Origin of the sequence: Arthrobacter sp. UYCu712 (assembly GCF_040547005.1) — a bacterium.
Lineage (GTDB): Bacteria > Actinomycetota > Actinomycetes > Actinomycetales > Micrococcaceae > Arthrobacter.
Window position 1 is genome coordinate 195,127 of sequence record NZ_JBEPOZ010000003.1, and the last position, 24,476, is coordinate 219,602.

At 69.4% G+C, this 24,476-nt stretch carries 23 protein-coding genes; 6 read left to right on the plus strand and 17 right to left on the minus strand.

Features of this window, described 5'->3' with window-relative positions:
- Positions 1-70 precede the first annotated feature (70 nt).
- The 9 genes from proC to ABIB51_RS04690 all read right to left on the minus strand — a co-directional run bounded on the left by proC (position 71) and on the right by ABIB51_RS04690 (position 11,443).
- Positions 71-904 carry a pyrroline-5-carboxylate reductase gene (gene proC, locus ABIB51_RS04650; RefSeq protein ID WP_354185936.1) on the minus strand — a complete coding sequence of 278 codons (834 nt, stop codon included), beginning with the start codon at positions 902-904 and terminating at the stop codon, positions 71-73.
- Positions 905-1,355: 451 nt separating this feature from the next.
- Entirely contained in the window at positions 1,356-2,690 is a 1,335-nt protein-coding gene (locus ABIB51_RS04655) for an RNA polymerase sigma factor (protein WP_354185938.1), read from the minus strand.
- Positions 2,691-2,700: 10 nt separating this feature from the next.
- Complete coding sequence (locus tag ABIB51_RS04660) at positions 2,701-3,042, minus strand: YciI family protein (RefSeq protein ID WP_354185940.1); 342 nt, start codon at positions 3,040-3,042, stop codon at positions 2,701-2,703.
- Between the two features lie 100 nt (positions 3,043-3,142).
- Entirely contained in the window at positions 3,143-4,162 is a 1,020-nt protein-coding gene (locus ABIB51_RS04665) for a Ppx/GppA phosphatase family protein (RefSeq protein WP_354185942.1), read from the minus strand.
- 42 nt (positions 4,163-4,204) lie between these two features.
- Entirely contained in the window at positions 4,205-4,657 is a 453-nt protein-coding gene (locus ABIB51_RS04670; protein ID WP_354185944.1) for an SseB family protein, read from the minus strand.
- 119 nt (positions 4,658-4,776) lie between these two features.
- The gene (topA, locus tag ABIB51_RS04675; protein ID WP_354185946.1) at positions 4,777-7,515 is read right to left on the minus strand and encodes a type I DNA topoisomerase; all 2,739 of its coding nucleotides are present in this window, start codon (positions 7,513-7,515) and stop codon (positions 4,777-4,779) included.
- Positions 7,516-7,781: 266 nt separating this feature from the next.
- On the minus strand, positions 7,782-8,447 hold the full coding sequence (locus ABIB51_RS04680; protein ID WP_502916070.1) for an ArsR/SmtB family transcription factor: 666 nt from the start codon (positions 8,445-8,447) through the stop codon (positions 7,782-7,784).
- A gap of 561 nt (positions 8,448-9,008) precedes the next feature.
- Entirely contained in the window at positions 9,009-10,655 is a 1,647-nt protein-coding gene (locus tag ABIB51_RS04685) for a DUF7059 domain-containing protein (protein WP_354185948.1), read from the minus strand.
- Positions 10,656-10,678: 23 nt separating this feature from the next.
- Complete coding sequence (locus tag ABIB51_RS04690; protein WP_354185950.1) at positions 10,679-11,443, minus strand: MerR family transcriptional regulator; 765 nt, start codon at positions 11,441-11,443, stop codon at positions 10,679-10,681.
- Between the two features lie 283 nt (positions 11,444-11,726).
- Here ABIB51_RS04690 and srmL point away from each other — a divergent pair, with 283 nt between their 5' ends.
- From srmL to ABIB51_RS04710, 4 genes are all read left to right on the plus strand, one after another.
- Positions 11,727-12,884 carry a PheS-related mystery ligase SrmL gene (gene srmL / locus ABIB51_RS04695; RefSeq protein WP_354185952.1) on the plus strand — a complete coding sequence of 386 codons (1,158 nt, stop codon included), beginning with the start codon at positions 11,727-11,729 and terminating at the stop codon, positions 12,882-12,884.
- 81 nt (positions 12,885-12,965) lie between these two features.
- Positions 12,966-13,424, plus strand: coding sequence for a DUF6023 family protein (locus ABIB51_RS04700; RefSeq protein ID WP_354185954.1), 459 nt, complete (start codon positions 12,966-12,968; stop codon positions 13,422-13,424).
- A gap of 57 nt (positions 13,425-13,481) precedes the next feature.
- Positions 13,482-14,048: a hypothetical protein gene (locus tag ABIB51_RS04705; RefSeq protein ID WP_354185956.1), complete on the plus strand. Its 567-nt coding sequence runs from the start codon at positions 13,482-13,484 to the stop codon at positions 14,046-14,048.
- Between the two features lie 176 nt (positions 14,049-14,224).
- Positions 14,225-14,779: a DUF6023 family protein gene (locus ABIB51_RS04710; RefSeq protein WP_354185958.1), complete on the plus strand. Its 555-nt coding sequence runs from the start codon at positions 14,225-14,227 to the stop codon at positions 14,777-14,779.
- A gap of 35 nt (positions 14,780-14,814) precedes the next feature.
- Here the strand turns inward: ABIB51_RS04710 and trhO are convergent, their stop codons facing one another.
- Complete coding sequence (trhO, locus tag ABIB51_RS04715; protein WP_354185960.1) at positions 14,815-15,720, minus strand: oxygen-dependent tRNA uridine(34) hydroxylase TrhO; 906 nt, start codon at positions 15,718-15,720, stop codon at positions 14,815-14,817.
- A gap of 184 nt (positions 15,721-15,904) precedes the next feature.
- On the opposite strand from trhO, the gene ABIB51_RS04720 reads away from it, so the two are divergent.
- Both ABIB51_RS04720 and ABIB51_RS04725 read left to right on the plus strand, forming a co-directional pair.
- The gene (locus ABIB51_RS04720) at positions 15,905-16,597 is read left to right on the plus strand and encodes a GNAT family N-acetyltransferase (protein WP_354185962.1); all 693 of its coding nucleotides are present in this window, start codon (positions 15,905-15,907) and stop codon (positions 16,595-16,597) included.
- A gap of 43 nt (positions 16,598-16,640) precedes the next feature.
- Complete coding sequence (locus ABIB51_RS04725) at positions 16,641-19,085, plus strand: DEAD/DEAH box helicase (protein ID WP_354185964.1); 2,445 nt, start codon at positions 16,641-16,643, stop codon at positions 19,083-19,085.
- Between the two features lie 27 nt (positions 19,086-19,112).
- Here ABIB51_RS04725 and ABIB51_RS04730 read toward each other — a convergent pair whose 3' ends face one another.
- The 7 genes from ABIB51_RS04730 to ssd form a co-directional block, all read right to left on the minus strand.
- Positions 19,113-19,505 carry an Rv3654c family TadE-like protein gene (locus ABIB51_RS04730; RefSeq protein WP_354185966.1) on the minus strand — a complete coding sequence of 131 codons (393 nt, stop codon included), beginning with the start codon at positions 19,503-19,505 and terminating at the stop codon, positions 19,113-19,115.
- Positions 19,502-19,849 carry a TadE family type IV pilus minor pilin gene (locus ABIB51_RS04735; protein WP_502916071.1) on the minus strand — a complete coding sequence of 116 codons (348 nt, stop codon included), beginning with the start codon at positions 19,847-19,849 and terminating at the stop codon, positions 19,502-19,504. The genes ABIB51_RS04730 and ABIB51_RS04735 overlap by 4 nt, the downstream gene beginning before the upstream one ends.
- A 179-nt stretch (positions 19,850-20,028) precedes the next feature.
- A complete protein-coding gene (locus ABIB51_RS04740; protein WP_502916072.1) occupies positions 20,029-20,328 on the minus strand; it encodes a DUF4244 domain-containing protein in 300 nt (99 codons plus the stop codon).
- Positions 20,329-20,578: 250 nt separating this feature from the next.
- Positions 20,579-21,217 (minus strand): type II secretion system F family protein, encoded by a 639-nt coding sequence (locus ABIB51_RS04745; protein ID WP_354185972.1) that lies wholly within the window; start codon positions 21,215-21,217, stop codon positions 20,579-20,581.
- The gene (locus tag ABIB51_RS04750; protein ID WP_354186198.1) at positions 21,214-21,852 is read right to left on the minus strand and encodes a type II secretion system F family protein; all 639 of its coding nucleotides are present in this window, start codon (positions 21,850-21,852) and stop codon (positions 21,214-21,216) included. The genes ABIB51_RS04745 and ABIB51_RS04750 overlap by 4 nt, the downstream gene beginning before the upstream one ends.
- 215 nt (positions 21,853-22,067) lie before the next feature.
- The gene (locus tag ABIB51_RS04755) at positions 22,068-23,321 is read right to left on the minus strand and encodes a TadA family conjugal transfer-associated ATPase (RefSeq protein WP_354185974.1); all 1,254 of its coding nucleotides are present in this window, start codon (positions 23,319-23,321) and stop codon (positions 22,068-22,070) included.
- Positions 23,318-24,424 (minus strand): septum site-determining protein Ssd, encoded by a 1,107-nt coding sequence (ssd, locus tag ABIB51_RS04760; protein WP_354185975.1) that lies wholly within the window; start codon positions 24,422-24,424, stop codon positions 23,318-23,320. Before ssd ends, ABIB51_RS04755 begins: the two co-directional genes overlap by 4 nt.
- Positions 24,425-24,476: the final 52 nt, after the last annotated feature.

Consider the following 24,476-nt stretch of genomic DNA (forward strand, 5'->3'; position numbering starts at 1 on the left):
GGGCCGGGGCCCGTACAGGGGCCCCTCCGGCTCCCCGGGTCGCAGCCCCGGGTCACTCCCGGGTCGCTGGTCAGGCGAGCTGCTGGGTGATCTCGGCGGCCCGGGCGGCGGCGGCACGGGCGCCGTCGGCCAGGATCCCAGGGAGACCGCGCTCATCGAAGGTGGCGATGGCGCGTTCGGTGGTGCCGTTGGGGCTCGTGACGGCCCTCCGGAGCGCCGTCGGATCGGCGCCCGGCTCGGCCAGCATGAAGCCGGCCCCGGCGACGGTCTCCCGCGCGATCAGCAGCGACAGTTCAGGGTCGAGTCCCAGCTCGACGCCGGCGGCGGCCATTGCCTCGGCCAGGTAGAACGCGTACGCCGGGCCTGAGCCGCTGATCGCCGACAGAGCGTCGATCTGATGTTCGGGGACCTCGACGACGGTGCCGGCCGAGACCAGGAGGTCCTTGGCCAGCTGCAGCTGCGCGGTGGTGCAGTTGGTGCCCGGGGAGACGGAGACGACGCCGCGGCCCAGCTTCGCCGGAGTGTTGGGCATGGTCCGGATCACGGGCTGGCCGGCCGGAAGCGCGGCCTCCAGCTGCTCTAGGGACACTGCGGCGGCGACGCTGATGACGATCGTGTGCGGCGACAGCGAATCACCGATCTCCCGCGCCAGGTCCGCGATGCCCACGGGCTTGACGCCCAGGATCACGACGTCGGAGCCGGTGGTGGCCTGTTTGTTGTTTTCCGGCTCTTCCTCGCCGGCGATGGCGGTAATGCCGTGGTGCCGTTCGGCAAGTTCGGCGGCGCGCTCGGCACGGCGGACCGTGGCGACGATGTCTGCCGGGTCGGTGCCGCCCTTGATCAGGCCGCCCAGGATTGCCTCGTTCATTGACCCACAGCCCAGGAATGCAATTCGGATACTCATGCACCCATCATTGCAGTCCGGTCCGATTCACAGCCAGCTCCCATCCTCGGCGCAGCGTTCTCACAAACTCCGGGACTACCTTGGTAAGTACCTCATTGAGGGTGCGAGTGATACGGCGGCCATGCGGATGGCTGCCCGGCACCGGTGGTCTGCGGCGGGTTTTCCCCCATTTTCCCGCAGCAGACGGCCGGTGCCTTCGTCGTTAACGGCGGTGCGCGGCCGGCCGCTCGTACTCCGCGGAATCCGGTGCCCGGCCTGGATTTCCAGCCAACGCACAGGTAAATCTGCTGGAAAACCCAAACTCGGCGAATAGCGTGGAAAGTGCCTCCTCAACCAAGGCGCGAGTGATGATGATGGCGCCGGGCGGCTGCAGAAGAATTCCCCCAATTTCTTCTGCGGAATCGCCCGGCGCTCACTCATTCAAACCGCCGCCCCGATCACGCCCCGCCGATCAACCCGCTGTACCGGTGAGGCCGCGCAGACGGGCCTCGAGGAATTTCCGGTCGGCGGCATTGCCCGCCAGCGGCAACGCCGCCGTGTACGCCGCGGCGGCCTCGTCAGTACGGCCCAGCCGGACCAGGAAATCGGCGCGGACAGCATGGAAGAGGTAGTAGGTAACCAGCCCGAGCCCGTTGACGAGGCGCAACGCGGCGTCCGGGCCTTCGAGTTCGGCCACGGCGACTGCCCGGTTCAGGGCGACAACCGGGCCGGGGGCGACGTCAAGGAGTTGGTCATAGAGCCGGAGGATCTGCCCCCAGTCCGTCTCCGCCGCGTCGGCGGCGTCGCTGTGGACTGCGTTGATCGCAGCCTGCAGCTGGTACGGGCCGGGCTGGTTCCGCCGCAGGCACTGGCGCACCAGCTCCTGGCCCTCGGCAATCAGCCCGCTGTCCCACAGCCGCCGGTCCTGGCCGGGCAACAGCACCTGCCCGGCGTCGGCGTCCGGATGCGAGGGATCCAGCCGGGCCGCGCGTCGTGATTCGATCAGCAGCATCAACGCCAGCACGCCCTTCACTTCGGCTTCATCCGGCATCAGCGCGTCCAGCAGCCGGCCCAGCCTGATCGCTTCCTGGCACAGCTCCGCACGGACGGGGCCGGCGCCGGAGCTGGGACTGTAGCCTTCGTTGAAGATGAGGTAGACGACGGCGAGCACCGCCTGCAGCCGCGCCGGGAGTTCGGCACCCTGGGGCACCCGGTAGGGGATCCTCGCGTCCCGGATTTTCGCCTTGGCCCGGACCAGGCGCTGGGCCATGGTCGCCTCCGGCACCAGGAAGGCGTGGGCGATCTCCGCCGTCGTCAGTCCGCCCAGCAGCCGCAGCGTCAGCGCCACCTGGACTGCCGTGTTCAGCGCCGGGTGGCAGCAGGTGAACATCAGCCGCAGCCGATCATCGGACACCGTACCCTCCCCTGACAGTTCCGCCAGCAGCTGTTCCTCGGGCGACGCATCCGGATCGCCCGCCCGGGCTGCCTGCAGCAGCACAGCGCTGGCCTGCCGGCCGTCCCGGCTGGCCTCCCGGCGCAGCCGGTCGATCGCGCGGTTCCGGGCGGTGGTGATGATCCAGCCGGCCGGACTTGGCGGCATGCCGGCGGAAGGCCAGCGCTGCACCGCGGCGACGAAGGCATCCTGGACCGCATCCTCGGCGATGTCGATGTCGCCGAAGATGCGGGTCAGGACCGCCACCGCACGTCCGTACTCCTGCCGGAAGACGCGGGCGATTTCCGCCTCCGCGGACGGGCCGGACCGGCCCGGTCCGGCGGCCGGGGCCGGGGGCTCACTGGCGTGCGCCATGTGAGTGCCGCTAGTGCTGGATGGGCCGGACTTCGATGGGCAGGGTGGTGGCCCGGGCGAGCTTCCCCGCCCAGCCCAGCGCCGCGTCGAGATCGGATGCGTCGATGACGGTGAACCCGCCGAGGTGCTCTTTCCCCTCGGCGAAGGGACCGTCCGTGAGCAGCACCTCGGTGCCCTGCTGCCGGACGACTGTGGCGGTTTGAGTGGGGTGGAGCCCGGCTGCGAACACCCAGGCGCCGGCAGCCTTCATCTCGCGGTTCAGGGCTTCAAGGTCCCGCATGATGGGCGCTAGGATTTCCGGGTCCGGGGCCGGTCCGACGGGCTGGTAGACGCTGAGCAGGTACTGTGCCATTGCGGTGTCCTCCTTAACGGTTCGGCCGGCTGGTTGCCGGCCTCTCACCAACTAAACGAACGGGCCGCGTCCGGATCGACACCGGACCGGCGGGCAGCGCTTACCGGATGTCGGCGCCGCGGCCTTCGGTCGACCGCATCGCGGCGGCTGACTGGGCCCGGCCCACATGCGGTGCGGGTTCCAGAGGCCCGTCGAAGACCAGCTGGTCCAGACGCCGGAGGATAAGCCCCTCACGCAGGGCCCACGGGCAGATCTCCAGGCTCGGGAACTCGAACAGCTCCAGGGCGGCCTCCGCCACGAGTGCCCCTGCCAGCAGCTGGGGCGCCCGTGCCTCGGAGACGCCGGGAAGATGCAGCCGGTCCTCCACCTCCATGGCGGAGATGCGCTGCGCCCAGAGGCCCATGTCCGTGGCGAACAGTTCCCGTTTGACGTAGGGGCCGGCGGCGCTGGGGGCTGCCCCCGCAATGCGGGCCAGCGAGCGGAAGGTCTTGGACGTTCCGGCCACGAGGTTCGCCCGGCCCAGCCGTTCGAAGTTCCGCACTACCGGCTTGAGCGTGGCCCGGATATGGCGCCGCAGTTCCTTGACGCTCTTGGCCGAGGGAGGGTCCTCGTGCAGCCAGTCCCGGGTGAGGCGGCTCGCTCCGAGCGGGACGGACATCGCGAGTTCGGGGAGTTCGTCCTGTCCGTAGGCCATCTCGAAGGAACCGCCGCCGATGTCCAGGTCCAGGATGGGACCGGCGCCCCATCCGTACCAGCGCCGGACGGCAAAGAACGTCATGGACGCCTCCTCGCTGCCCGTCAGCTCCTGGAGCGTCACCGTGGTCTCATGCTTGACCCGGGCCAGGACGGCCGGGCCGTTGGTGGCTTCGCGGATTGCGGAGGTGCAGAAGGCCAGGAGGTCGTCGGCCTTGTGCTTGGCCGCGAATTCCCAGGCCTCGAGGACGAACTCGATCAGCTCATGCTGGCCGGCGTCGCTGATGTTTCCGGCGCCGTCGAGGAACTGGACCAGGGACAGCGGCCGCTTATGCGAGGCGAAAGGCACCGGGCGTGCGCCCGGATGCGCGTCGACCAGCAGCAGGTGGACAGTATTTGAGCCGATATCGAGGACGCCAAGACGCATGCTGCCATTATTCCTCCGGTGAGGCGGCTGGCCTAACTGCGGTCAGGCCTGCGGGCCGTCCTGCCCTGGAGCGTCGTCCGATTCGTCGGACGGCTTGAAGTCTCGGCGGATGTTGGCGACGCCTTCCGGATCGATCTCGAACCCAAAGGCGGCACCGGGGTTGATCACCATGCCGAGTTCGTCCCCGAGGTTGCCGATGATCGCGGCGCCCTGGGTGCCCAGCACGTTGGGCGCGGCCGCGAGGTACTGCTCACCGACGCGGCTGGGGTGCGAAAACACGGCCAGGACCGGCTTCCCGGAGGAATTGGCGAGCACGAGCGGCTCCACCTGGGAGTCGGCGCCTTCGAGGGCGTCGGAGCTGACCACGTAGACCTCGTTGTTGAGGAAGGCCAGGATGACGTCGACCGGGTTGGCGTCGGGCTGCTCGCCCCGGGCGAGCTTCTCTTCGAGGTCGTTCAGCGGCTGGATGTCCACGGGAGTCGGCTTTTCAGTCATAGTCCTACTCGATCACGCCGCGCCCCCCGTCCGCAAACGCGAATTCGCCGGTCCGCTGCGGGTTCGCCGGAAACTTCCGGCGAACCCGCGCGCTTCCGGCGAAGTCGGTGTGGCGGCTCCTACTTCTTCGCGGCAGCCTTGCGGGCGGGAGCCTTGCGGGCCGTCGTTGTGCGCTTGACCGGTCCCTTGGCGCGCTTTTCGGCAAGGAGCTCGACGGCGCGTTCCCGGGTCAGTTCCTCGAGCGAGGTGGTGCGCGGCACTGTGATGTTGGTGACGCCGTCGGTGATGTACGGGCCGAAGCGGCCTTCCTTCACCACGATGTTCTTCTCCGAAACCGGGTCCGGGCCGAATTCCGCGAGCGGCGGGACGGCGGCGCGGGCGCCGCGCTGCTTGGGCTGCGAGTAGATCTCCAGCGCCTGTTCGAGCGTAATGGTGAAGATTTCTTCCTCGGAGCCGATCGAGCGCGAGTCCGTGCCCTTCTTCAGGTACGGGCCGAAGCGGCCATTCTGCACCGTGATCGGGTTCCCGTCGGCGTCCTGGCCCAGCACCCGGGGCAGGCTCATGAGCTGCAGGGCCTCATCCAGGGTGATGGTGTCCACGCTCATGGACGCAAACAGGGATCCGGTGCGCGGCTTGGCCTTGACGGGCTTCTTCGGCGGCTTGGGCTTGCCGTTCTTGTAGTACTCCACGGGCTGGTTGGCGAGCTGCTCCTCGGTCATTTCCGGGATGACCTCGGTGACGTAGGCGCCGTAGCGGCCGTTCTTGGCCACTACGGTATGCCCCGTGTGCGGATCCGTGCCGAGCACGCGCTCTTCCGGTGCCGCGGTTTCCATCAGCTCGATTGCCTTGGCGGCCGTGAGCTCATCCGGGGCCAGGTCCTCGGGAACGTTGGCGCGGGCCGCTTCAACCACTTCGCCGGTCTCGGGATCCACGGTCGCGACGGAGCTTTCCAGATACGGGCCGAACTTGCCGACCCGCAGCGTGATCCCGTCCGTGATGGGGATGGAGTTGATCTCGCGGGCATCGATCTCGCCGAGGTTGTTGACGATGCTCAGCAGGCCGGGCTCGGAGTCCGCACCGAAGTAGAAGTGCTTGAGCCAGGCCGGTCCGGCCGCCTGGCCGTTGGCGATCTTGTCGAGGTCGGCTTCCATGTCGGCCGTGAACTCGTAGTCCACGTAGTCGTGGAAGTGCTGCTCAAGGAGCCGGATCACGGAGAACGCGATCCAGCTCGGGACCAGCGCGGAGCCCTGCTTCCGGACGTACCCGCGGTCCTGGATCGTGGAAATGGTGGAGGCATAGGTCGACGGACGGCCGATGCCCTTCTTTTCCAGCTCCGCGGTCAGCGATGCTTCGGTGAATCGCGGCGGCGGCGAAGTCTCATGGCCGACGGCGACAATCTCGTTGGCGGTGAGCGCGTCGTCCTTGGCCACGTTGGGCAGCCGGCGCGCTTCCTCGGACTCGTCGTCGCCGCGGCTTTCGTCTTTGCCTTCTTCGTATGCGGCGAGGAAGCCGGGGAAGGTGATGACGGTGCCGGAAGCCGAGAATTCGGCGTCGCGGCGATCGGCCGGGTTTCCAACAGTCACGGCACCGAGGCGGATGGTGGCGGTGGAGCCCTTGGCGTCGGCCATCTGCGAGGCGACGGTGCGCTTCCAGATGAGCTCGTAGAGCCGGAATTCGTCGCCGGAGAGCTGCTTGGCCACCTGGGCCGGGGTGCGGAACGAGTCACCGGCGGGACGGATGGCCTCGTGGGCTTCCTGCGCGTTCGCCGCCTTGCCGCTGTAGACCCGCGGCGACTGGGGCACATACTCGGGCCCGTACAGCTCGGAGGCCTGGCGCCGGGCGGCCGTGACGGCCTCGTTGCTCAGCGCGGACGAGTCCGTACGCATATAGGTGATGTAGCCGTTTTCGTAGAGGCGCTGGGCCACCTGCATCGTGCTCTTCGAGGAGAAGCGCAGCTTGCGGCCTGCCTCCTGCTGCAGGGTGGAGGTGGTGAACGGCGCGGTCGGGCGGCGGGTGTACGGCTTGGTGTCGACGGAGCGGACGCGGAAGTCGGCCTCCTGCAGCCCCGCCGCGAGCGAGGTGGCGAGCTCCTCGTTGAGGTGGACGGCGTTGCGCGACGTGAGCTCGCCGCTGTCGTTGAAGTCCCGGCCGCTGGCGACCTTTGCGCCGTCGACGGCGGCGAGCTTGGCTTTGAAGGAGCCGGAACCGGTGCCGAACTGGCCGGTGAGGTCCCAGTAGGAGGCTGCCTTGAAGGCCATCCGCTCGCGTTCGCGGTCCACCACCATGCGGGTGACGACGGACTGCACGCGGCCGGCGGAGAGGCCGCGGGCCACTTTGCGCCACAGTACCGGGGAGATCTCGTAGCCGTAGAGGCGGTCCAGGACCCGCCGGGTTTCCTGGGCGTCCACGAGGTCCTGGTCGACGTCGCGCAGGTTGTCCATGGCGCGGTGGATGGCTTCCTTGGTGATTTCACCGAAGGTCATCCGGTAGACGGGAACCTTGGGCTTGAGCACTTCCAGCAGGTGCCACGCGATGGCCTCGCCCTCGCGGTCCCCATCGGTTGCGAGATAAAGAGCGTCGGCATCTTTGAGCTGCGCCTTGAGTTCGGCGACCTTTTTCTTCTTGTCCGAGGACACCACGTAATAGGGCTTGAAGTCGTTTTCAATGTCGACGGCGAACTTGCCGACCGACGTCTTCTTCAGTTCCGCGGGGAGCTCCGAGGGCTGCGGAAGGTCGCGGATGTGACCGATGGAGGCCTCCACGATGAAGCCGTCGCCGAGGTACTTGGCGATGGTTTTGCTCTTGGCGGGAGACTCTACGATCACGAGTTTCTTGCCGGTTTTGGCCTTGCTTGGCACGGTGCTCCTACAGAAAAAGGTTGCTCGGGCAGATGCGCCCATACCCGCCTAGTTCACCATATTTTGCAGATTCCCGCGCATCCGGGTGGAAAACCCGGGCTTCCCGCGGCGACTTCCGGCCGTAATGGGTCGCCCGCCTGTGGCGGCCGGACGGCCCGCCCGAGGGGCCGGCCGGAGGCCACCCCCGTGAGGGGCCGGCCGGAGGCCACGTGAGGGGCCGGCCGGAGAGCCGGCCGGGGCCACCTGGGGGGCTCAGGCCGGGCGTGTCAGGAGCCGGCCCCGGGGGCGCCGGCGGCCGGAGCCCTGCCGCGGTCATCCGGGATCATGGACCACATGGTCGCCATGCGTTCGGCACCCTCGGGCACGTGGTCGGGGTCTTCCAGCTCGTAGTCGCGCAGGAGGTCGAAGAGCCGCTCCGTCAGTTCGGTCCGCTGGGCCGGCGTCAGGTACAGCAGGTTGCTGGCCAGCACCACGGAGGAGTCGGCCGGTTCGCCGCGCTTGCGCCGCTCGTCCCGGGCCTTGGCGTAGGCGTTGACGCGGCGGCGGTAGGCGTCCAGCTCAAGGTCCAGCACGGCGAACTCCGGACTCGCCACTCCCCCGCCGGAGTTGATGGTGAAGTCTGTGCCCGCGGCTTTCCAGCGGCGTTCGCGGGCATCGCCGGCGGTGGCGGCCGGAACCACGATGCCCCACTTTTGCAGGGCGCGCAGATGGTAGCTCATGGCACTCGGGGTGAGGCCGGTCTGCGCGGCAAGCTCGGTGGCCGTCCGGCTCACCTGGGTGGAATACAGCTCGGAAATGACCTCCAGCCGGGCGGCATGGGCGAGCGCCCGGATCGCCTTCGGATCAGTGATTTCCACTTTCTTTTCCGGGCGCTGCCGGCGTTTGGCGGACGGCGGAACCGGCGACTCCGCCATTGGGGTTTCTGCATTCACGAAACCAGTCTATCGAGCACCGCCAAACTATGAAAGAAATGTTTGACACTATCTTTCGCCAGGGGCGTAGTTTGCTATTTATGAAACAGGTGCTTCATAAATTGCCGGCGAATGGGCCGGACCCTGCAGCCGCTCTGGCGCAACCGCGACTTCCTCCTCGCCAGCAGCGCCCGCTTCGCCGCGACCGCCGGCATGGGCGCCGTCGTCGTCAGCGTCATGCTGCACCTGCAGAACCTTGCCGCCGCCGGCCAGACGCCGGTTGCCGGACCCTGGCTGGTGGCGGCCTACCTGCTCTGCTCGGCCTTGCCGCTGGTACTGCTGGCCCCCTGGGCGGGACGGCTGGCGGACACCCGGGACTCCCGCACGCTGGCCACGGCGTCGTCCATTGTCAGCGGACGGACCCGGGCCGGGTCCATTGCCGCACTGGCCCTGAGCGGACTGCTGGGCGCGCTGTTGCCGGTGCGCCTGAGCTTCCTGGTCGCCGGGGCGGGCGGAGTCCTGGTGGCCCTGGCCGTCGCGGCATATGTCCTGCCACGCTTCGGCCACGAGGGCGCGCAGCCGTCAGGCGGGCAGCAGGAAGCCGTCGCGGACCAGGTTCCCCACCTCGCTGAGCAGCGCGCCGCGGAACGACCCGGCGTCGAAACCGTCGTAGCCGCCCAGGAGAGCCTCGAGGGCGCCGATGATCTGCCCGACGGTCAGATCGCCGTCGCACGCTGAGACAAAGCCGGCCAGCTCGGTGCTCAGCAGGTTCGTACGGCGGAGTCCCGCACCCTGGCGCAGCAGGATGACGCCGGGGTGTTCGGCCCCGGGACGCTGGTGCCGTTCCTCGGTTACGTCCTCGGCGACCAGCAGGTGCGCGTCGGCCAGCGCCTGGCCGGCCAGCCAGTCCGCACGCTCGATGGCGGCGCCCAGGTGCGGCCCGACGGGCTGTTCGATCGGGTAGGTGATCTCCTCGAAGCGCGAGACCACCGGGCGCGCACCGTCGGCCGGGCGTCGCATCCAGATCATTCCGAAGCCGATGGCCTCGACGTTCCGGGCCGCGAAGTCGTCCAGGTATGCGGCGTAGGAGTCCTGGTAGAGCCTGCGGTCCCGGGATTCGGAGGCGTCCTGCAGCCATGTCTCCGCGTACTGCTCGGGCCCCACCTGCTCACGCTGGATGAACCACACGTCGGTCTCCGGGCTGGCCCAGCTTTGCGGCCGGTCCGCCCAGGGCGAGCCCGCGGGGATCTCCCAGTTGCCCAGTAGCTGGGCCGTTCCGCCCGGGGCCAGGACCGAGGGCAGCTCCCGGACCAGCGAGGAGACGATCCCGTCCCCCGGGAGACCGCCGTCGCGGTAGGTGAACTGCTCCGCCGCGGCCTCGCCGGGGCTGCGGGGCGTGATGACGAACGGCGGGTTGGAGACCACCAGCCCGAATTCCTCGCCCGCCACGGGTTCCAGCAGCGAACCCAGCCGCAGGCTCACCCGGGCCTCAAGGTCGGCCGGATCCACGTGCAGCGCTTCGGCGTTGAGCAGCAGGTTGAAGCGCGTGAACGCGAGGGCACGTTCGGAGATATCGGTAGCTGTCACATGCTCCGCGTGGTGCAGCAGGTGGAAGGTCTGGATGCCGCAGCCGGTCCCGAGGTCGAGGGCCCGGGCCACGTGCCGGCGGGCGGTGACCTGCACCAGGGTGGTCGAGGCCTGCCCGATCCCCAGCACATGGTCATGGCGCAGTACGCCGGCGCTCTGGTGGGCAGCGAGGTCGCTGGCCACCCACAGCTCAGCGCCGCCGCCCGCCTCGGTCCCGTCGGCGTCGGTCCCGGCCGCGCCGTCCCAGCCGTAGGGCCGGAGGTCCGCCCGCGCGTGCACCAGGCCCTCCGCGGACTGCTCCACTAGGCCCAGGTCGAGCAGGCCTGCGGTGCGGATACCGGGCAGGGCAGCATCGAGGGTGCCGGCCGGCTGCGGTTCCGCCAGCAGCCACAGCCGGACGACGGCGGCGAGCGCCGCCGTCGTCCGCTCACCGCCGGCGGCGCGTTCCGTGACGATCAGCGCCGGGATGAGCTGGTCCCGGCTGAGGGCTGAGTGCGCGGCCGGGCCGAGCAGCCCCGCCACGCCGTCGACGGTGTAGCCGATGGTCCGCAGGTCCGCGGCCAGCAGTTCGAGGAGCCCGGGGAGGTCGCTGCGGGGTGCGTCGGGGACGTTGCCGTCGGTGAAATGCGTTGAGTCAGTCACCGGACAAGTTTAGAGGTGCCTGGTCAGAGGTGCTTCCCGGCGTAGATCCGGAGGGCGTCGCGGACGAAGGCCGCTCCGGCCTCCCCGCCGTAGTTCGCGGCGAAACGCGGATCTGCCACATACATCTCGCCCAGCCCGGCCACATAGCCCTTGACGTCCGCGCCGCCTCCCGCGGCGGACGCGGGTGTGCCCGGAATGCCGGTGAGCCACTCGACCTGGCGGCGTGCCAGTTCCTGCGCCGGCCCGCTGTCAGGCGCCATGCCTGACGCCGCCGCGGCCATCCAGTCGGCGCTCAGCTGCTGCGAGCGCTGCTTCCAGGCGGCCTGGCCGGCCGGGCCCATCCCCCGCCACCAGGCGTCGGACGTGGCATATGTTTCGTCGCCCCACCGTTCCTCCACTTCCTCCTTGTACTGGGTGTGGTCAAAGCCGTCGAACATCTTCTCTGCCATGATCTCTCCTCCTTCCTTCACTGCTGCGATGGTTTGCTGGACCGAGGCGATCTGCCGGGCCAGCCGGTCCTGTTCCTGCCGGAGCCACTCCAGGTGGCGGCCCAGGGCTCGTGCCGCGTCCGATTCGTGTCTGATCACGTCGGCGATCACCGGCAACCCGAGTCCGAGGCCACGCAGGAGCAGGATGCGTTGAAGCCGCACGAGTGCTGTCTGGTCGTAATACCGGTATCCGTTGTCGCCGGTGCGGCTGGGCTTGAGCAGCCCGATGTCGTCGTAGTGGCGCAAGGTCCGGCTGGTGGTGCCGGCGAACTTGGCGATCTGTTGCACGGACCAGTCCAAGTGGCGGCCCTCCTCCCGTGTCCCGGGTGCTTTCCTGCGTGTCCTCTCACTCTAAAGCTTGACGTAACGTCAAGGTCAAGGGGGTCCGGCGGATGTTCCGCACGGGCGTGCCGTAGCATTTGAGCCATGCAGATGCAGCAGCGATTTATCAGCCCTCGGCCGCTTTCCGGCCGCACGGGCTACGCGACGCGCGCATAACTGCAGCCGCCGGGGTCCGTCCGGTGCAGTGGCTGAGGGTGAGTTCCCACTTCCCGCCGCCCTGACACGAAGGACCCCCCCCCTCATGAAGAAGTACCTGACCCCAGCCGAGTTGCACTCCGCCCTGGACCTCCGCGACCTCAGCGATCCCGCCGCCGGCCCGCACGCCCTGCAGTTGGTGCTCGATGACGTGACGGCAGGGCTGGAACGGCTCTGGAACGTCGGGACGTCGATGCACCGGCTCAGCCCGCTCGTCGCGACGGCCGACAACTACGACCGCCTGGGTTACTCCCCGGACGACGTCACCAGGGACTCGCGCTACTCGCGCCACGTCAGTCCCACAGTGATGCTGCGCAGCCACACGTCCGCCGGGATGCCGGCCCTGCTGGACTCGCTCCGCGGCGAGCTCGGGCACTACGACCGGCTGCACGTCCTGCCCGGGCTGGTCTACCGGCGCGACTCGATTGACCGCACCCATGTGGGCGCCCCGCACCAGGTGGACCTGTGGCGCCTGAAGGCCCGCGGCCTGCTCGGTCCCGCCGAACTGCACAGGATGATGGCCGCTGTCGTGGAAGCCGTGCTGCCGGCCGCGCTGTACCCGGACGTGCAGTGGCGGGCCACCCCGTCGGCCCACAGCTACACGGACGGCGGCCAGCAACTGGATGTGCTGGTGGCCCTGCCTGACGGCGGCAGGGAATGGCTGGAGCTGGCCGAGTGCGGCATCGTCGGCTCGCACATCCTGCGCGGCTCCGGGCTGAACCCGGGACGTTGGGCCGGGCTCGCCCTGGGCATGGGCTTGGACCGTGCCCTGATGCTGCGGAAGGGAATGGCCGATATCCGGCTGCTCCGCTCGGAGAACCCCGCCGTCCGGACGCAGATGCTGGATCTGGACCCTTACCGCCCGGTGTCGGTCCTGCCCGAGGTCCGTCGCGACCTCTCCCTCGTCCTCGGGTCGGCTGATGACGCCGACGTCGAGCTGCTGGGCGACCTGGCGCGCACCACGCTGGGCCCGGAGTCCGATGTGCTGGCCGCCCTGGAGATCCTGGCGGTGACCGCGGCGGAGGCGCTCCCCGCCGCCGCCGTCGCACGTCTCCGGATGGCGCCGGAGCAGGTGAATGTGCTCCTCCGGCTGGTGCTGCAGCCGCTTGACCGCACGCTGACTGATGACGCGGCGAACCGCCTCCGCGACCGGGTGTACCTTGCCCTGCACCAGGGAAAAGTGCTCGAACTGATTGCGGGCTAAGGCAGGCAGGGCGCCCCCACCCCGGTCCGGACGACCCGACCCCGGTCCGAACGACCCGCCGGCAACCGGTAAGTTGGTGAAATGCGCTTCCGTTCCCTTCGCCTGCCCGGCACCCCGATGCTGCGGCGGCGGTTCGCCGGCGCTGCGGCCGGTGCCGCCATCCTGTTCGCGGCCTCGGCCTGCTCGGCCGCGGGTTCCATCGAATCAGCCGATGTGCCGGCGTGGAAGGCCACCGCCCTTCCTTCGGCCACCGGAATCGTGTTCGAAGACGCGGGCAAGATCCTCAACCGGAATCCGATCGTGAAGACGGCCGCAATACGGGCCGGCAGCTACACCCTGACCATGAGCTGCGACGGCGGAGGCAAGGCCTTCTTCGACGTCTCCCTCGACGGGACACGGCTGACCGAGGCAGGGGCCGCCTGCAACGGCAGCCGCGAGACGGCCCGGATCAAGGTGCCCGCGGACGGCACCGTGCAGATCAGCGCGGCCAGCGTGGACGCCCCGCTCATTTTCGCCTACCAGCTGGCGCCCGCCAGCTGACACGCCTGGCGGCCTTGCTGCCTTGCGCTCCCGGCGCCAGCCAGTAGGCTCAGGGGCATGTCTGCTGCCCGGGGTCTGCGAGGGACGCGCCGGGCTGCGCTCGCGCTGGCCCTCGCCGTCGGCGCCCCGGGACTGGCCGGATGCGAATATGCGGACGACGTCGGCCTGGACGCCGCCGCTGCCAGCCCGACCGCCCGGACTTCTCCGCCCAGGGCGCCCCTGCCTACCCAGGAGCCGGAGCTAGTAGCGACCGAAGCCCGGAACATGGCGGAGCTAGACCGGATTCTGGGAACCGGCCCCGAGGATGTCCTGATGCGGGGGGCAGGCGGGATCGGCGGCAGCGGATTCCGCAACTCCCTCCGGTCCGCGGAGAAGGGCACCCATGCCGTCTCCGTCGCGTGCGTCGGCACACCGAATGCGCTTTTGTTCGTTTCGCAGGACACCCGCCCCGGGGGCGGCAGTCTTCAGCTCAGCCTTGATTGCGGCGCCCTGGTCGAGACCGCGCTGGAGCTGGAAGCCGGACGGGTCTGGGTCCAGCTCGTCAGGAACAGCTCCGAACCCGGCACCGGAGCCGTCGCCGGCTTCCGGATCAGCCCCGGCGGTCCGGGAGGCCCGGCGCCGTAGCGGCCCAGGCCGGGGTGCCGGAGGCGCGAGCCGGCGCCGCCTGTTGAGCGCCCCACAGGGGCGGTCCGGTCCGGGCCCCGCCGGGTCGCGCGGGCCGCTCGGGCGCCCCACAGGGGCGGTCCGGTCCGGGCCGTTAGACTCTGGCAAATTCGTTCCGTCGCGCTTAGAGTCTGGGCATGCCTGTGCGGGGAACTGTGCCGGGAACGAGGCTGCCACGGATTAAAACCGCGGCAGCTGCCATCGCGCTCTCCACCACGCTCGCACTGGGCCTCGTGTTAGCTGGCTGCGCCTATGAGTACGACGACGGCCTTTCCAGCGATGACGGGTCGGGGCAGCCCACACCGACCTTCACGGATGCCACGCGGACGCAGGATCCCCACCTGAACCAGCCCGCCGAAGGGGCCGAACTCGATGCCTGGGTCCTGGAGGTGTTGCCCGACGCCCAAGGGCAGGTCTTCCATACGAGTTTCGGGACGCTCGAGGCCGACGAGGAAGTGAAAGAGACCACAACCGAGCTGCCCAAGGGCACGTATGCCCTGACCCTGGCCTGCCGGAGCACCCGCAGGGTGTCCTTTTCCATCGAGAGCGGTGAGAACGAGCTCGTGGATCTGAGTCTCCGGTGCGGGACGACCAGGGTGAACGTGGTGCAACTGGTTGCCGATGCGTCGCTCTCGATCAAAGTGGATGCGAACGAAGCGGCGAACTTTGCATACCGTGTGAGCCGCATCTAGGGGCTTCCCGGCCGGTCAAACGTCCGGATCGTGCCTCAGGCGGCGCAGCCGTCGGGGCAGCCGTCGGGGCAGCGGAGGGTTTCCGGGCTGGCGGCGCAATCCGCGCAGTAGAGCGTCAAGGTCCTGCACGCCGGGTTGGAGCAGTTCTCGAACTTGCTGGTGGGTGCTGCGCACCGGGCACACTCGCCGATCGTCTTGGCGTCCTCGCTGAATTCGAGGTGCATACGCTTGTCGAACACGTACAGCGAGCCCTCCCACAGTCCCTGGTCCTTGAAGGCCTCGCCGTAGCGGACGATGCCGCCGTCGAGCTGGTAGACCTCTTTGAAACCGCGGTTCACCATCAGACTGGAGAGCACCTCGCACCGGATGCCGCCTGTGCAGTAGGTGACGACAGGTTTGTCCTTGAGCGAGTCGTATTTGCCGGAGTCGAGTTCCTTGATGAAGTCGTGGGTGGTGGCGACGTCCGGGACGATTGCGTCCTTGAACTTACCGATCTGGGCCTCGAAGCCGTTGCGCCCGTCGAAGAAGACGACCTCGTCGCCGGACGCCTTCCTGGCCTCCACGAGTTCGTGGAGTTCCGCAGGCTTGAGGTGCCTGCCGCCGCCTACGACGCCGCTGGCATCCACCCTGAGCTCGCCCGGCGCACCGAAGGACACGATCTCGTCCCGCACCTTGACGCTCAGCCGCGGGAAATCCGCGGCACCGCCGTCGGACCACTTCACGTCGATGCCGTGGAAGCCCTGGTATTCGCGGGTGGTCTTCACATACTGCTTGACCGCCTGGAGTTCGCCGCCGACGGTCGCATTTATGCCGTCCCTGGAGATGATGATGCGTCCGGTCAGCCCGAGTTTTTCGCACAGGGCACGCTGCCAGAGACGGACAGCGTCGGGATCCGCGAGGGGGGTAAAGCCGTAAAAGAGCACAATTCGGTTCAAAGCCACGTATTTAAGGGTACTGGAGGGTCCGATTGGCGGAGCACCCGATGCTTCGGTGACGGACCGCAGGGCACGGAAGGACCGGCGTCGAGAGCGGGCTGGTCAGCGGTCCGGTCACAATTTCGTAAGCAAGTCCGGTTCCCGGACCCGGCCACTGTTGCTTGTGGCGGGGCTGGAATACGCTCATCTCATGAGTCTTGACGCCATGGTTGAAGACACCACCCACCTCCTGGAAATCTGGGTGGCCGGATGGGCCGGCTGTCGTGGGTATGAGACGCGCCGGGAGGGCCGGTTCCCGGCGGCTTTGCGCGCGGACTCAACCCGCGAGTGGGAGTATTTCGCCCACGATCCCTCGGATTCCGAGTTCGCGCTGCTGGCCGGCCGCACCGCCGAAGTCCCGGCCCGTATCCTCACCGTCCTGACCAATGACGTGGCCCGATTCACCGCGTTGGCGCAGACCCACGGGCTCAACGTCACGTCCGCTACCCAGACGATGATGATCGTCGATATGGAGACCCAAGACTCCGAGGACCCCTGGCTCTCCGACGACGACCTGAAGCTGTCAACCTCCGAGACCGGCCGGGTCCACCGTGCCGTGGTCCATGCCGGAGGCGAAATTGCCGCCAGCGGGCAGGTCTTCGTTGTGGACCGCACGGCGATCTTCGACAGGATCGTCACGGAGCCGGGGTATCAACGGCGCGGGCTTGGCAGCTTCATCATGAAGGCCCTGGCCGCGCAGGCGTTCGAGCACGACGTCGAAACCGGGTTGCTGCTGGCCTCATCGGACGGCCAGAAACTGTACTCCCACCTAGGTTGGGGCACGGTCTGCCAGGTGCTGATGCTCTCGGCCTCGGACGAAGGTTCGGACCTGTCGGTGAGCTGACGCCTCGCCCGGTCGATTTGAGCCCGGGTGAAAGAATGTCTGAGTGAACCCACATGAGTCCCTGATTCCACTGCTGGGCCGGGGCCCGGACCCGGAGCAGCTCCGCCATGTGCGCACCATCCCCGCCCGCCAGGCCGTGCACGCGCCGTGGCCCGGGTGGGCGCATCCCGAACTGGTGACCGCCTATGGCTCCCTGGGGATCCACGAGCCGTACCGCCACCAGATCGAGGCCGCCGAACTGGCCCACGCCGGCGAAAATGTCGTGATCGCCACGGGGACGGCCTCCGGCAAGTCGCTGGCTTACCAACTGCCGGCTCTGGACGCGATCCACCGGTCCGAGCTGCGTGTCCTCGCCGATCCGGGCAAGATCCACGACGACGGCGCCGTCACGCTCTATCTGTCCCCCACCAAGGCCCTGGCGGCCGACCAGCTGGCCGCCATCCGGGCGCTGAACCTCCCCACGGTCCGGGCCGAAACCTACGACGGCGATACCGATCCGGCCTCGCGCCGCTGGATCCGCGACCATGCCAACTTCATCCTGGCCAATCCGGACATGCTCCACTTCGGCATCCTGCCCAACCACGCCTGGTGGGCCCGGTTCTTCCGCCGGCTGCGCTACGTGATCGTGGACGAGGCCCACAGCTACCGCGGGGTCTTCGGATCCCATGTGGCCAACCTCATGCGCCGGCTGCGCCGCATCTGCGCTTACTACAGCCCCGGCGGCTCCCATCCCGGTCCGGTGTTCATCGCCGCCTCCGCCACGGCCTCCGAACCGGGCAAGTCGTTCGGCCGGCTCATCGGCGCGCCGGTCCGCGCGGTGGCCGAGGACTCCTCCCCGCACGGCTCCACGACGGTGGCGTTCTGGGAACCCGCCCTGACCGAGCTCCGCGGCGAAAACGGCGCCAAGGAGCGCCGGACCGCCGTGGCCGAAACCGCGGATTTGCTGGCCAACCTGGTGTCCTCCCGGATCCGGACCATTGCTTTTATCAAGTCCCGGCGCGGCGCGGAGACCATCGCCTCGATCACGAAACGGCTCCTGGACGAGGTGGATCCCAGCCTGCCGCAGCGCGTCGCCGCCTACCGCTCGGGCTACCTTCCGGAGGAGCGGCGGGCCCTGGAGCGGTCCCTCCGGTCCGGCGAACTCCTAGGCGTCTCCAGCACCTCCGCCCTGGAGCTCGGCATCGACATCTCGGGGCTCGACGCGGTGCTGGTCGCCGGCTGGCCGGGCACCCGGGCGTCTTTGTTCCAGCAGATCGGCAGGGCCGGGCGCGCCGGCCAGGATGCCATCGCCGCCTTCGTGGCGAGCGACGATCCGCTGGACACGTACCTCGTGAATCACCCGGAGGCGATCTTCGACGTCTCGGTGGAAGCGACCGTCTTTGACCCCTCCAATCCCTATGTGCTGGGCCCGCACCTGTGTGCCGCCGCCGCTGAACTTCCGCTGGGCTACGCCGAGCTGGAGCTGTTCGGGGGCACGGCGGAAAAGCTGCTGGACCAGCTCGTGACCCAGGGCTACCTGCGCAAACGTCCCGCCGGCTGGTTCTGGACCCACCCGCAGAGCGCGGCCGCCATGGTGAACCTGCGGGCCGACGGCGGCGGCCCGGTAAGCATTGTGGACGCCGACACCGGTTCCCTGCTGGGGACCATGGACTCGCCGCAGACGCACTACCAGGCCCATACCGGAGCCGTGTACGTCCACCAGGGTGACAGCTACGTGGTGGAGGACCTGAACGAGGACGATCACTGCGTGATGGTCCGCCGCGCCAATCCGGACTACTACACCACCGCCCGGGACGTGACCCAGATCGAAGTGCTCGAGACCCAGCGCACCACCCAATGGGGCGATGTGGCTGTGCATTTCGGGGACGTGAAAGTAACAACGCAGGTGGTCTCCTTCCAGCGAAAAGCGCTGATTTCCAACGAGATCCTCGGCGAGGAACCGCTCCAGCTCGGCGCCCGGGACCTGTTCACCAAGGCCGTCTGGTTTGTGATGGACAACCGTTCCCTGACCGGCGCGGGGTTGATCGAGGCGCAGTTCCCCGGGGCCCTACATGCCGCCGAACACGCCGCCATCGGGCTGCTGCCCCTCGTGGCCTCCAGCGACCGGTGGGACATCGGCGGGGTGTCCACGGCCATCCATGCAGACACTGGGGTGCCCACGATCTTCGTGTACGACGGGCACCCGGGCGGCGCGGGCTTCGCCGAACGCGGCTACGACAAAGCGAGGGTCTGGCTTACGGCCACCCGCGACGCCATCAAGGCCTGCGAATGCGAGTCCGGCTGCCCGTCCTGCGTGCAGTCGCCCAAATGCGGCAATAAGAACAACCCCCTGGACAAGGACGCCGCCGTGACGCTGATCGGTGTGCTGTTGAAGGACGCGGCCGAGTGGATGGATTCCGGTCCGGAAGGCGGGGGTCCGGTGGCCGACACGGCGCACGACGCGGCGCATAGCCTCGCGGACCGGTCCGCGACCAAGCTCCAGGCCTGAGCCGGGTCCGCCCGGGACTGGCCGTGGCTACGGCGCGGTTCCCGGGGGTGGAGGACCGGCGCGTGCCAACCCTGTGGCCGCCCCGAGCATGGTTCCGATGTTGAGCTCGGTCCGGACCTGAACCGTTTCGCCGGTCCCTTCGGTGCAGTTGAGGACCCGTGCGTTGTTTCGCCGCGCCACTTCCGCAGCGACGGCACACGGCTGGCCCGCAGTGATTCCCCGGGCCGCATCCGCTGCCGCCAGCGCCGCCAGATCGGCAGCGGCAGCGGCCCGCGACGCCATCACGGCCGCCTGGGCCAGGAGGAGGGCCACGACTGTCGCCATGATCAGGACCAGCCCCAGACCCACGGCTAGAACTGTTCCCGAGCCGCGCTCCGGCGGCGGCTCCGGGTTTACTGAGACGGCACGAGATCCCTTCATGCGCGCCGCCCGACGGACGGGTGATTCCGGGCATCCGGAGCCGGGGCGACGGAAGCCGCCGGGGAGGACTCGCCCCGGGCCCAGGCGCGCGCGGTCAGGGTCCACGGGACAAGCGAGCCCACGGAGCCCGGCACCCGGCCGGAGACAGTGACGCTGAGCCAGCCGCCGTCGTCCGCCACGGCCGACACCGCTGACTCGCCGGCCAGCCGGCGGACGATTACGTCAACTGCAGCAGCGCCCTCGCCCCGCGCAAGGGCCCGTGCCCCGGCCCGGGCGGCTTCCTCGAATCGCAGCTGCGTCACCCCTGCGGCCGAGCCGGCCAGCAGCAGGGCCAGTAAGAGCATGACGGCGGGCAGCGCGACGGCGAACTCAGCTGTTACCGCTCCCTGACAGGAGCCGCAACGGGGATCCGGCTGGTCCCGCCAGCGGCCGCCGGCCGGTGGAGACGCGGCTCCCGGGGATCCCCGCAGCGGTGTCCGGGCCGCCCGCCTGCATGCCTTCCCGGCGACGGGCTCCCGGGACGTCACGGCAACGCCAGGGCCGTGCGGATGAGGTTGAGCAGGAAGCCCCGGACCTCGTCACTGCGCATGATGAATACAAGCACCCCGGCAAACCCCACCGCGGCCAGGGTGGCGATGGCGTACTCGGCCGTGGCCATGCCGGCCTCGGCCGGGCCGATCCGCCGGCTGCCGCCGCCGCGGACCGGGACAGCGGTGCGGGCGCCGGGAAAGATCTCGTGGACTTCCGCGGTTCCGGCTTCTGCCGTGATTCGGGGGTGTTCTGCGGGCGCGGCTCGATGGTTCGACATGTGTTTTCCTTTCACGGGTTCCGGCGGGAATGCCGGCTGTCTCGACTCTGCCCGCTCCCTGGCATACCGGTAAGCAGGGAGCCGGTCCAAGTGGATAACGTCCCGCGCCAGCCGGCTGTGGAGGAGTACTGGGGCCGTGGAAGCCCACCGGGACGCCGGCCGGGCTGCGGTGCGGTCTGCCCGGTGGCTAAATGCGTGGAGGCGTTGGGACGCGCCGGACCGGCAGCAATGGCGGTGGTTTGGGACTCCACCGATCAGCCGCGGATCAGCCGGGCAGCATCGCCAGCAGCACGGGAACGACGCCGAGACACACAAAGGCCGGCAGGGAGCACAGCCCCAGGGGAACAACGAGCCTCACGCCAAGGGCAGCAGCTTGCTTCTCGGCGGTCCGGAAGCGTTCGCGGCGGATCCGGGCCGCCTGCGCGTACAGGATGGCAGAGGATGGCGCCCCGGTCAGGGCGGCGAATCCCAGGGCGTCCTGCAGGGCAAGGAGCTGGGGCGACCTGGTGCCTGAGCTGCGCCAGGCGGTTTGCCAGTCCGCGCCGATCGCAAGCGCCGCCACAACGGGACGAAGCTGGATACTGATGTCCTGTACGGCCAGGGCCGCCACCAGCTCCAGCGCGCGGCCAAGACCGGCACCGGCGTCCAGCATCGCACCGATCAGTTCAAGCATCATGGCCGTGTCGCGAAGACCCGGCCCGCCAGCCAAACCTCCGCCGGCGCCGGCCTTCCCGGAAGGCCCGGCGCGTCCGAAAGGTCCGTCGAGTCCGGCGGGTCCGGCCTGCCACCGCCCGGGCCGGTGCCGGCTGAGTCTTCGTCGCGTCCCGGAGCGGCCGGCCAGCGCCACCACCGCGGCCCCGGCCAGCAGCACCGCAACCGCCACACCGGCCAGTTCGGCGTTCACCGTGCCGGCCCCGCCGCAGACCGGACGAGCTTGGCCGACCAGATACGTCCGGCGGCCGTGAGGACAACACCCGTGGCGAAGGCCAGCAGACCTGCGGGCTCCTGCAGCAGAATCATGACGGGATCCACGCCCAGCAGCGTGCCCAGAACAAGGCCAAGGACGGGCAACCAACTGAGCAAGCGCACCGTCGCCCTCGGGCCGGCAAGCGCTGACTGCCGGGCGGCTTCCGCGTCGTCCTCGGCTTCAAGCTGGGCGGCAAAGCGCGTCAGTACATCGGCCAACGGACATCCGCTGGCCTCCGCCACGTCGAAGCAAGCGGCCAAGTCGATCCACGGCCCAAGCTCCCGGGCCGCGGCACCACGTCCTGATCCCCGGCACGTACCTGCGAGTCGGCCCACGGCCGCGCTTCGGATGGCCTCCGACACCGGGGCACCGCACCTCGCCGCGGCACGGGCCGCAGCCACCGCGGCCAGGGAGGCCGGAGCGAGCACTGCGCCGCCGTGGCGCGTCTCGCCGTGCCTTGGCTGTCCCGGCGGGGCCTCCTCTCCGTAGAGCAGCCAGAGTTCATCCCAGAGCCGGGAGGCGCTGCGGCCACCCTTGAGCAGGGCGGCCAGCTGCTGGACCAGAACAGCCATCGGCACGGGAACCGGGTCAGGCTGCCAAGGCAGCCGCGGGCTGCGGCCCTGGCATAGGCCCCGGTCCCGGCCTATGCCAGGGCCGGAATCGATTTGCCACGGTGCGAGCCGAGGCCGAGGTCCGGCAAACAGCCGCCGGTACCGCCTGCCCGGGCCACCCGGCGGCGAAAGTGCCAACCAGGCAGCGAGAGCCAGCACTCCGATCAGGAAGAGACTCACACCGGGACGTCCTCCACCCCGGGATCCAGGCCCAGCCGATCCGCCAGCCGCGGCCACGCGGGACCGTAACGGACCCCGGTCCCTCCGCCGCCGACGTCGAGTGCAACGCTGACCGCCAGACCGGATCCGGTGTCCTCCAGCACGCCGATGCAGGCCACGTACCGGTTGTTCCCCGCCCGGGCCACGTGGACCACGGCGTCGAGCGCGCTGGCTGTCTGCAGCCGCACGGCGTCCTGGCCCATGCCGGCCAGGGCACCCAGGGCGGTCAGCCGGGCGGGCACCGCGGCGGCGGTGTTCGCGTGGATGGTTCCGCCTCCGCCGGTGTGGCCGGTGTTCATGGCTGACAGGAGTTCCCTGACTTCAGCGCCCCGGCACTCGCCCACAACCAGCCGGTCGGGACGCATCCTCAATGCCTGCCGGACCAGTTCGCCCAAATCCACGACCCCGTTTCCCTCGAGGTTTCCATGCCGGGATTCCAGCGACACAACGTGCGGGTGCACGGGGTTCAGCTCCGAGGCGTCTTCAATCAGCACGAGCCGTTCCGCCGGGTGGCACAAGCCGAGGAGGGTCGCGAGGAGCGTGGTCTTTCCGGAGCCTGTTGCGCCGCTGATCAGGAAACTCAACCGGCGTTCGATGCTGCGTTCCAGCACGTCCTGGACGAGGGTCCCGAACATGCCAAGCTGCCGCAGCTCACCCATGGTGAAGACCTTTTCCCGCCGGATTCTCACGCTCAGCAGGGTCCCGGCAGTGGAGATCGGCGGCAGGACCGCATGGACGCGGTAGCCGCCGTCGAGCCTGACATCCACGCAGGGAGACCCGTCATCCAGACGCCGGCCGCCTGCCGCGACAAGCCGTGCGGCGAGGGCGCGGATCTGCGGCTCACCGGAAAAGACGACCGGCGCCTTCTCCAGGCCGTTTCCGCGGTCCAGCCAGACCGCCTCCGGGCCGTTGACGAAAATGTCCGTCACGGCGGGATCCCTCACCAGCGCCTGCAACGGACCGAGCCCGTTGAGCTCCGCGCTGATGCTTTCGACGGCGGCCAGGGCTCCGGCAGTGCCCAGAAGGCGTCCGGTCGCGTGCACGGCGGCGGCCACCCGGGACGGTGTCACCGGCCCGGTCCCGGACATCACCGACTCCCGGACTGACTCCAGCAGCCGCACATCGGCGGCACTGTGCGCCCTCGGCCGGTGTCCTGGCGGGCGCAGGGTGCTGTTCGTATCCGGCGGGACAGGCGCCGCATGCGCACTCATCCGAGATCCCCGCCGCTGAGGTCGAGAAGTGCCTCGGCGAACCGGCGGACGCCGCGTTGCTGGCCGGATTCCAGCAGACGGCCTCGTTCCGTGGCGGCTGCGACCCCTCTGACCTCAGGCATGATCCCATGCAGCCGCAGCCCCACCGCTTCGGCGATATGAAACTCATCCAGCGCGGCCCCCGGCTTAACCCGGAGCACAAGAGCTGTCTCCACCGGTGGCAGCTCGTGCAGCAGCCGGGCGGTTGCGACGGCCGCGCGCAGCTGGGCAGGCGCCAGGAGCACCATCCGGTCGCACTCCCAGGCGAACGCCCTCAGCACCTCCCGGCCGCGGCCGATGTCCAGCACCACCAGCTCGAAGGCGCGCCGGGCCGCGTCCAGAACCCCCGACACCGAAACGGCATCCACCCCGGGCTGCTCCCGGTTGCCGGGCCAGGACAGGAACGAGAAGCCGCCGGCCTCCGGCAAGGAATCCCTGAGCTGGTACGGATCGATACTTCCGCTGGCCCCCGCGAGGTCCGGCCAGCGGAGTCCGTCGGAGTCCTCGGCGGCGAGCGCCAGTTCCAGGCCGCCACCCCAGGGATCCCCGTCCACCAAGAGGACCCGCGCCCCGTACCGGGCCGCGGCCTGGGCCAGCCAGATGGCGGCCGTCGTCGCTCCGGCCCCGCCGCAACCACCGGTGACGCCGAGGACGAGCCCTCCGGCCTCGGGTGAGCGGGATCGGCTAAGGTATTCGGCGAGCCATGTCGCAGCCTCGGGGAGGACGGCAACCCGTTCGGCTCCGATGGCGGCAGCGAGATGCCACAGGCTGTCCCCCTCCCCGGCCAGGCCAACGAGCACGGCCGGCGCGCGCCTCCGTGGAGGCAAGTCGAGGATGTCGCTGCCGACCAGCACCGCAGCCGCAAGGTCCCAGAAGGGGGCCGCCTCCGACACGTCCTGCACCGTCCGCAACCGGCCCCCGGCCGCCGCCACGATCCGTTCCACCTCATTGCGCAGCACCTCGATTCCGGTGACCAGCAGGGTCTCCGCTGCCTCGTCCGGCAGCCATTGCTCCGGCCCGTGTGCGCGATTCAGGTGGGAATCGGATTGCTGGTGCCGGCTCATACCGCCACCTTGCCCTGAGGCCGGGCGGACCGAAATCCGTTCACCGCGCTAT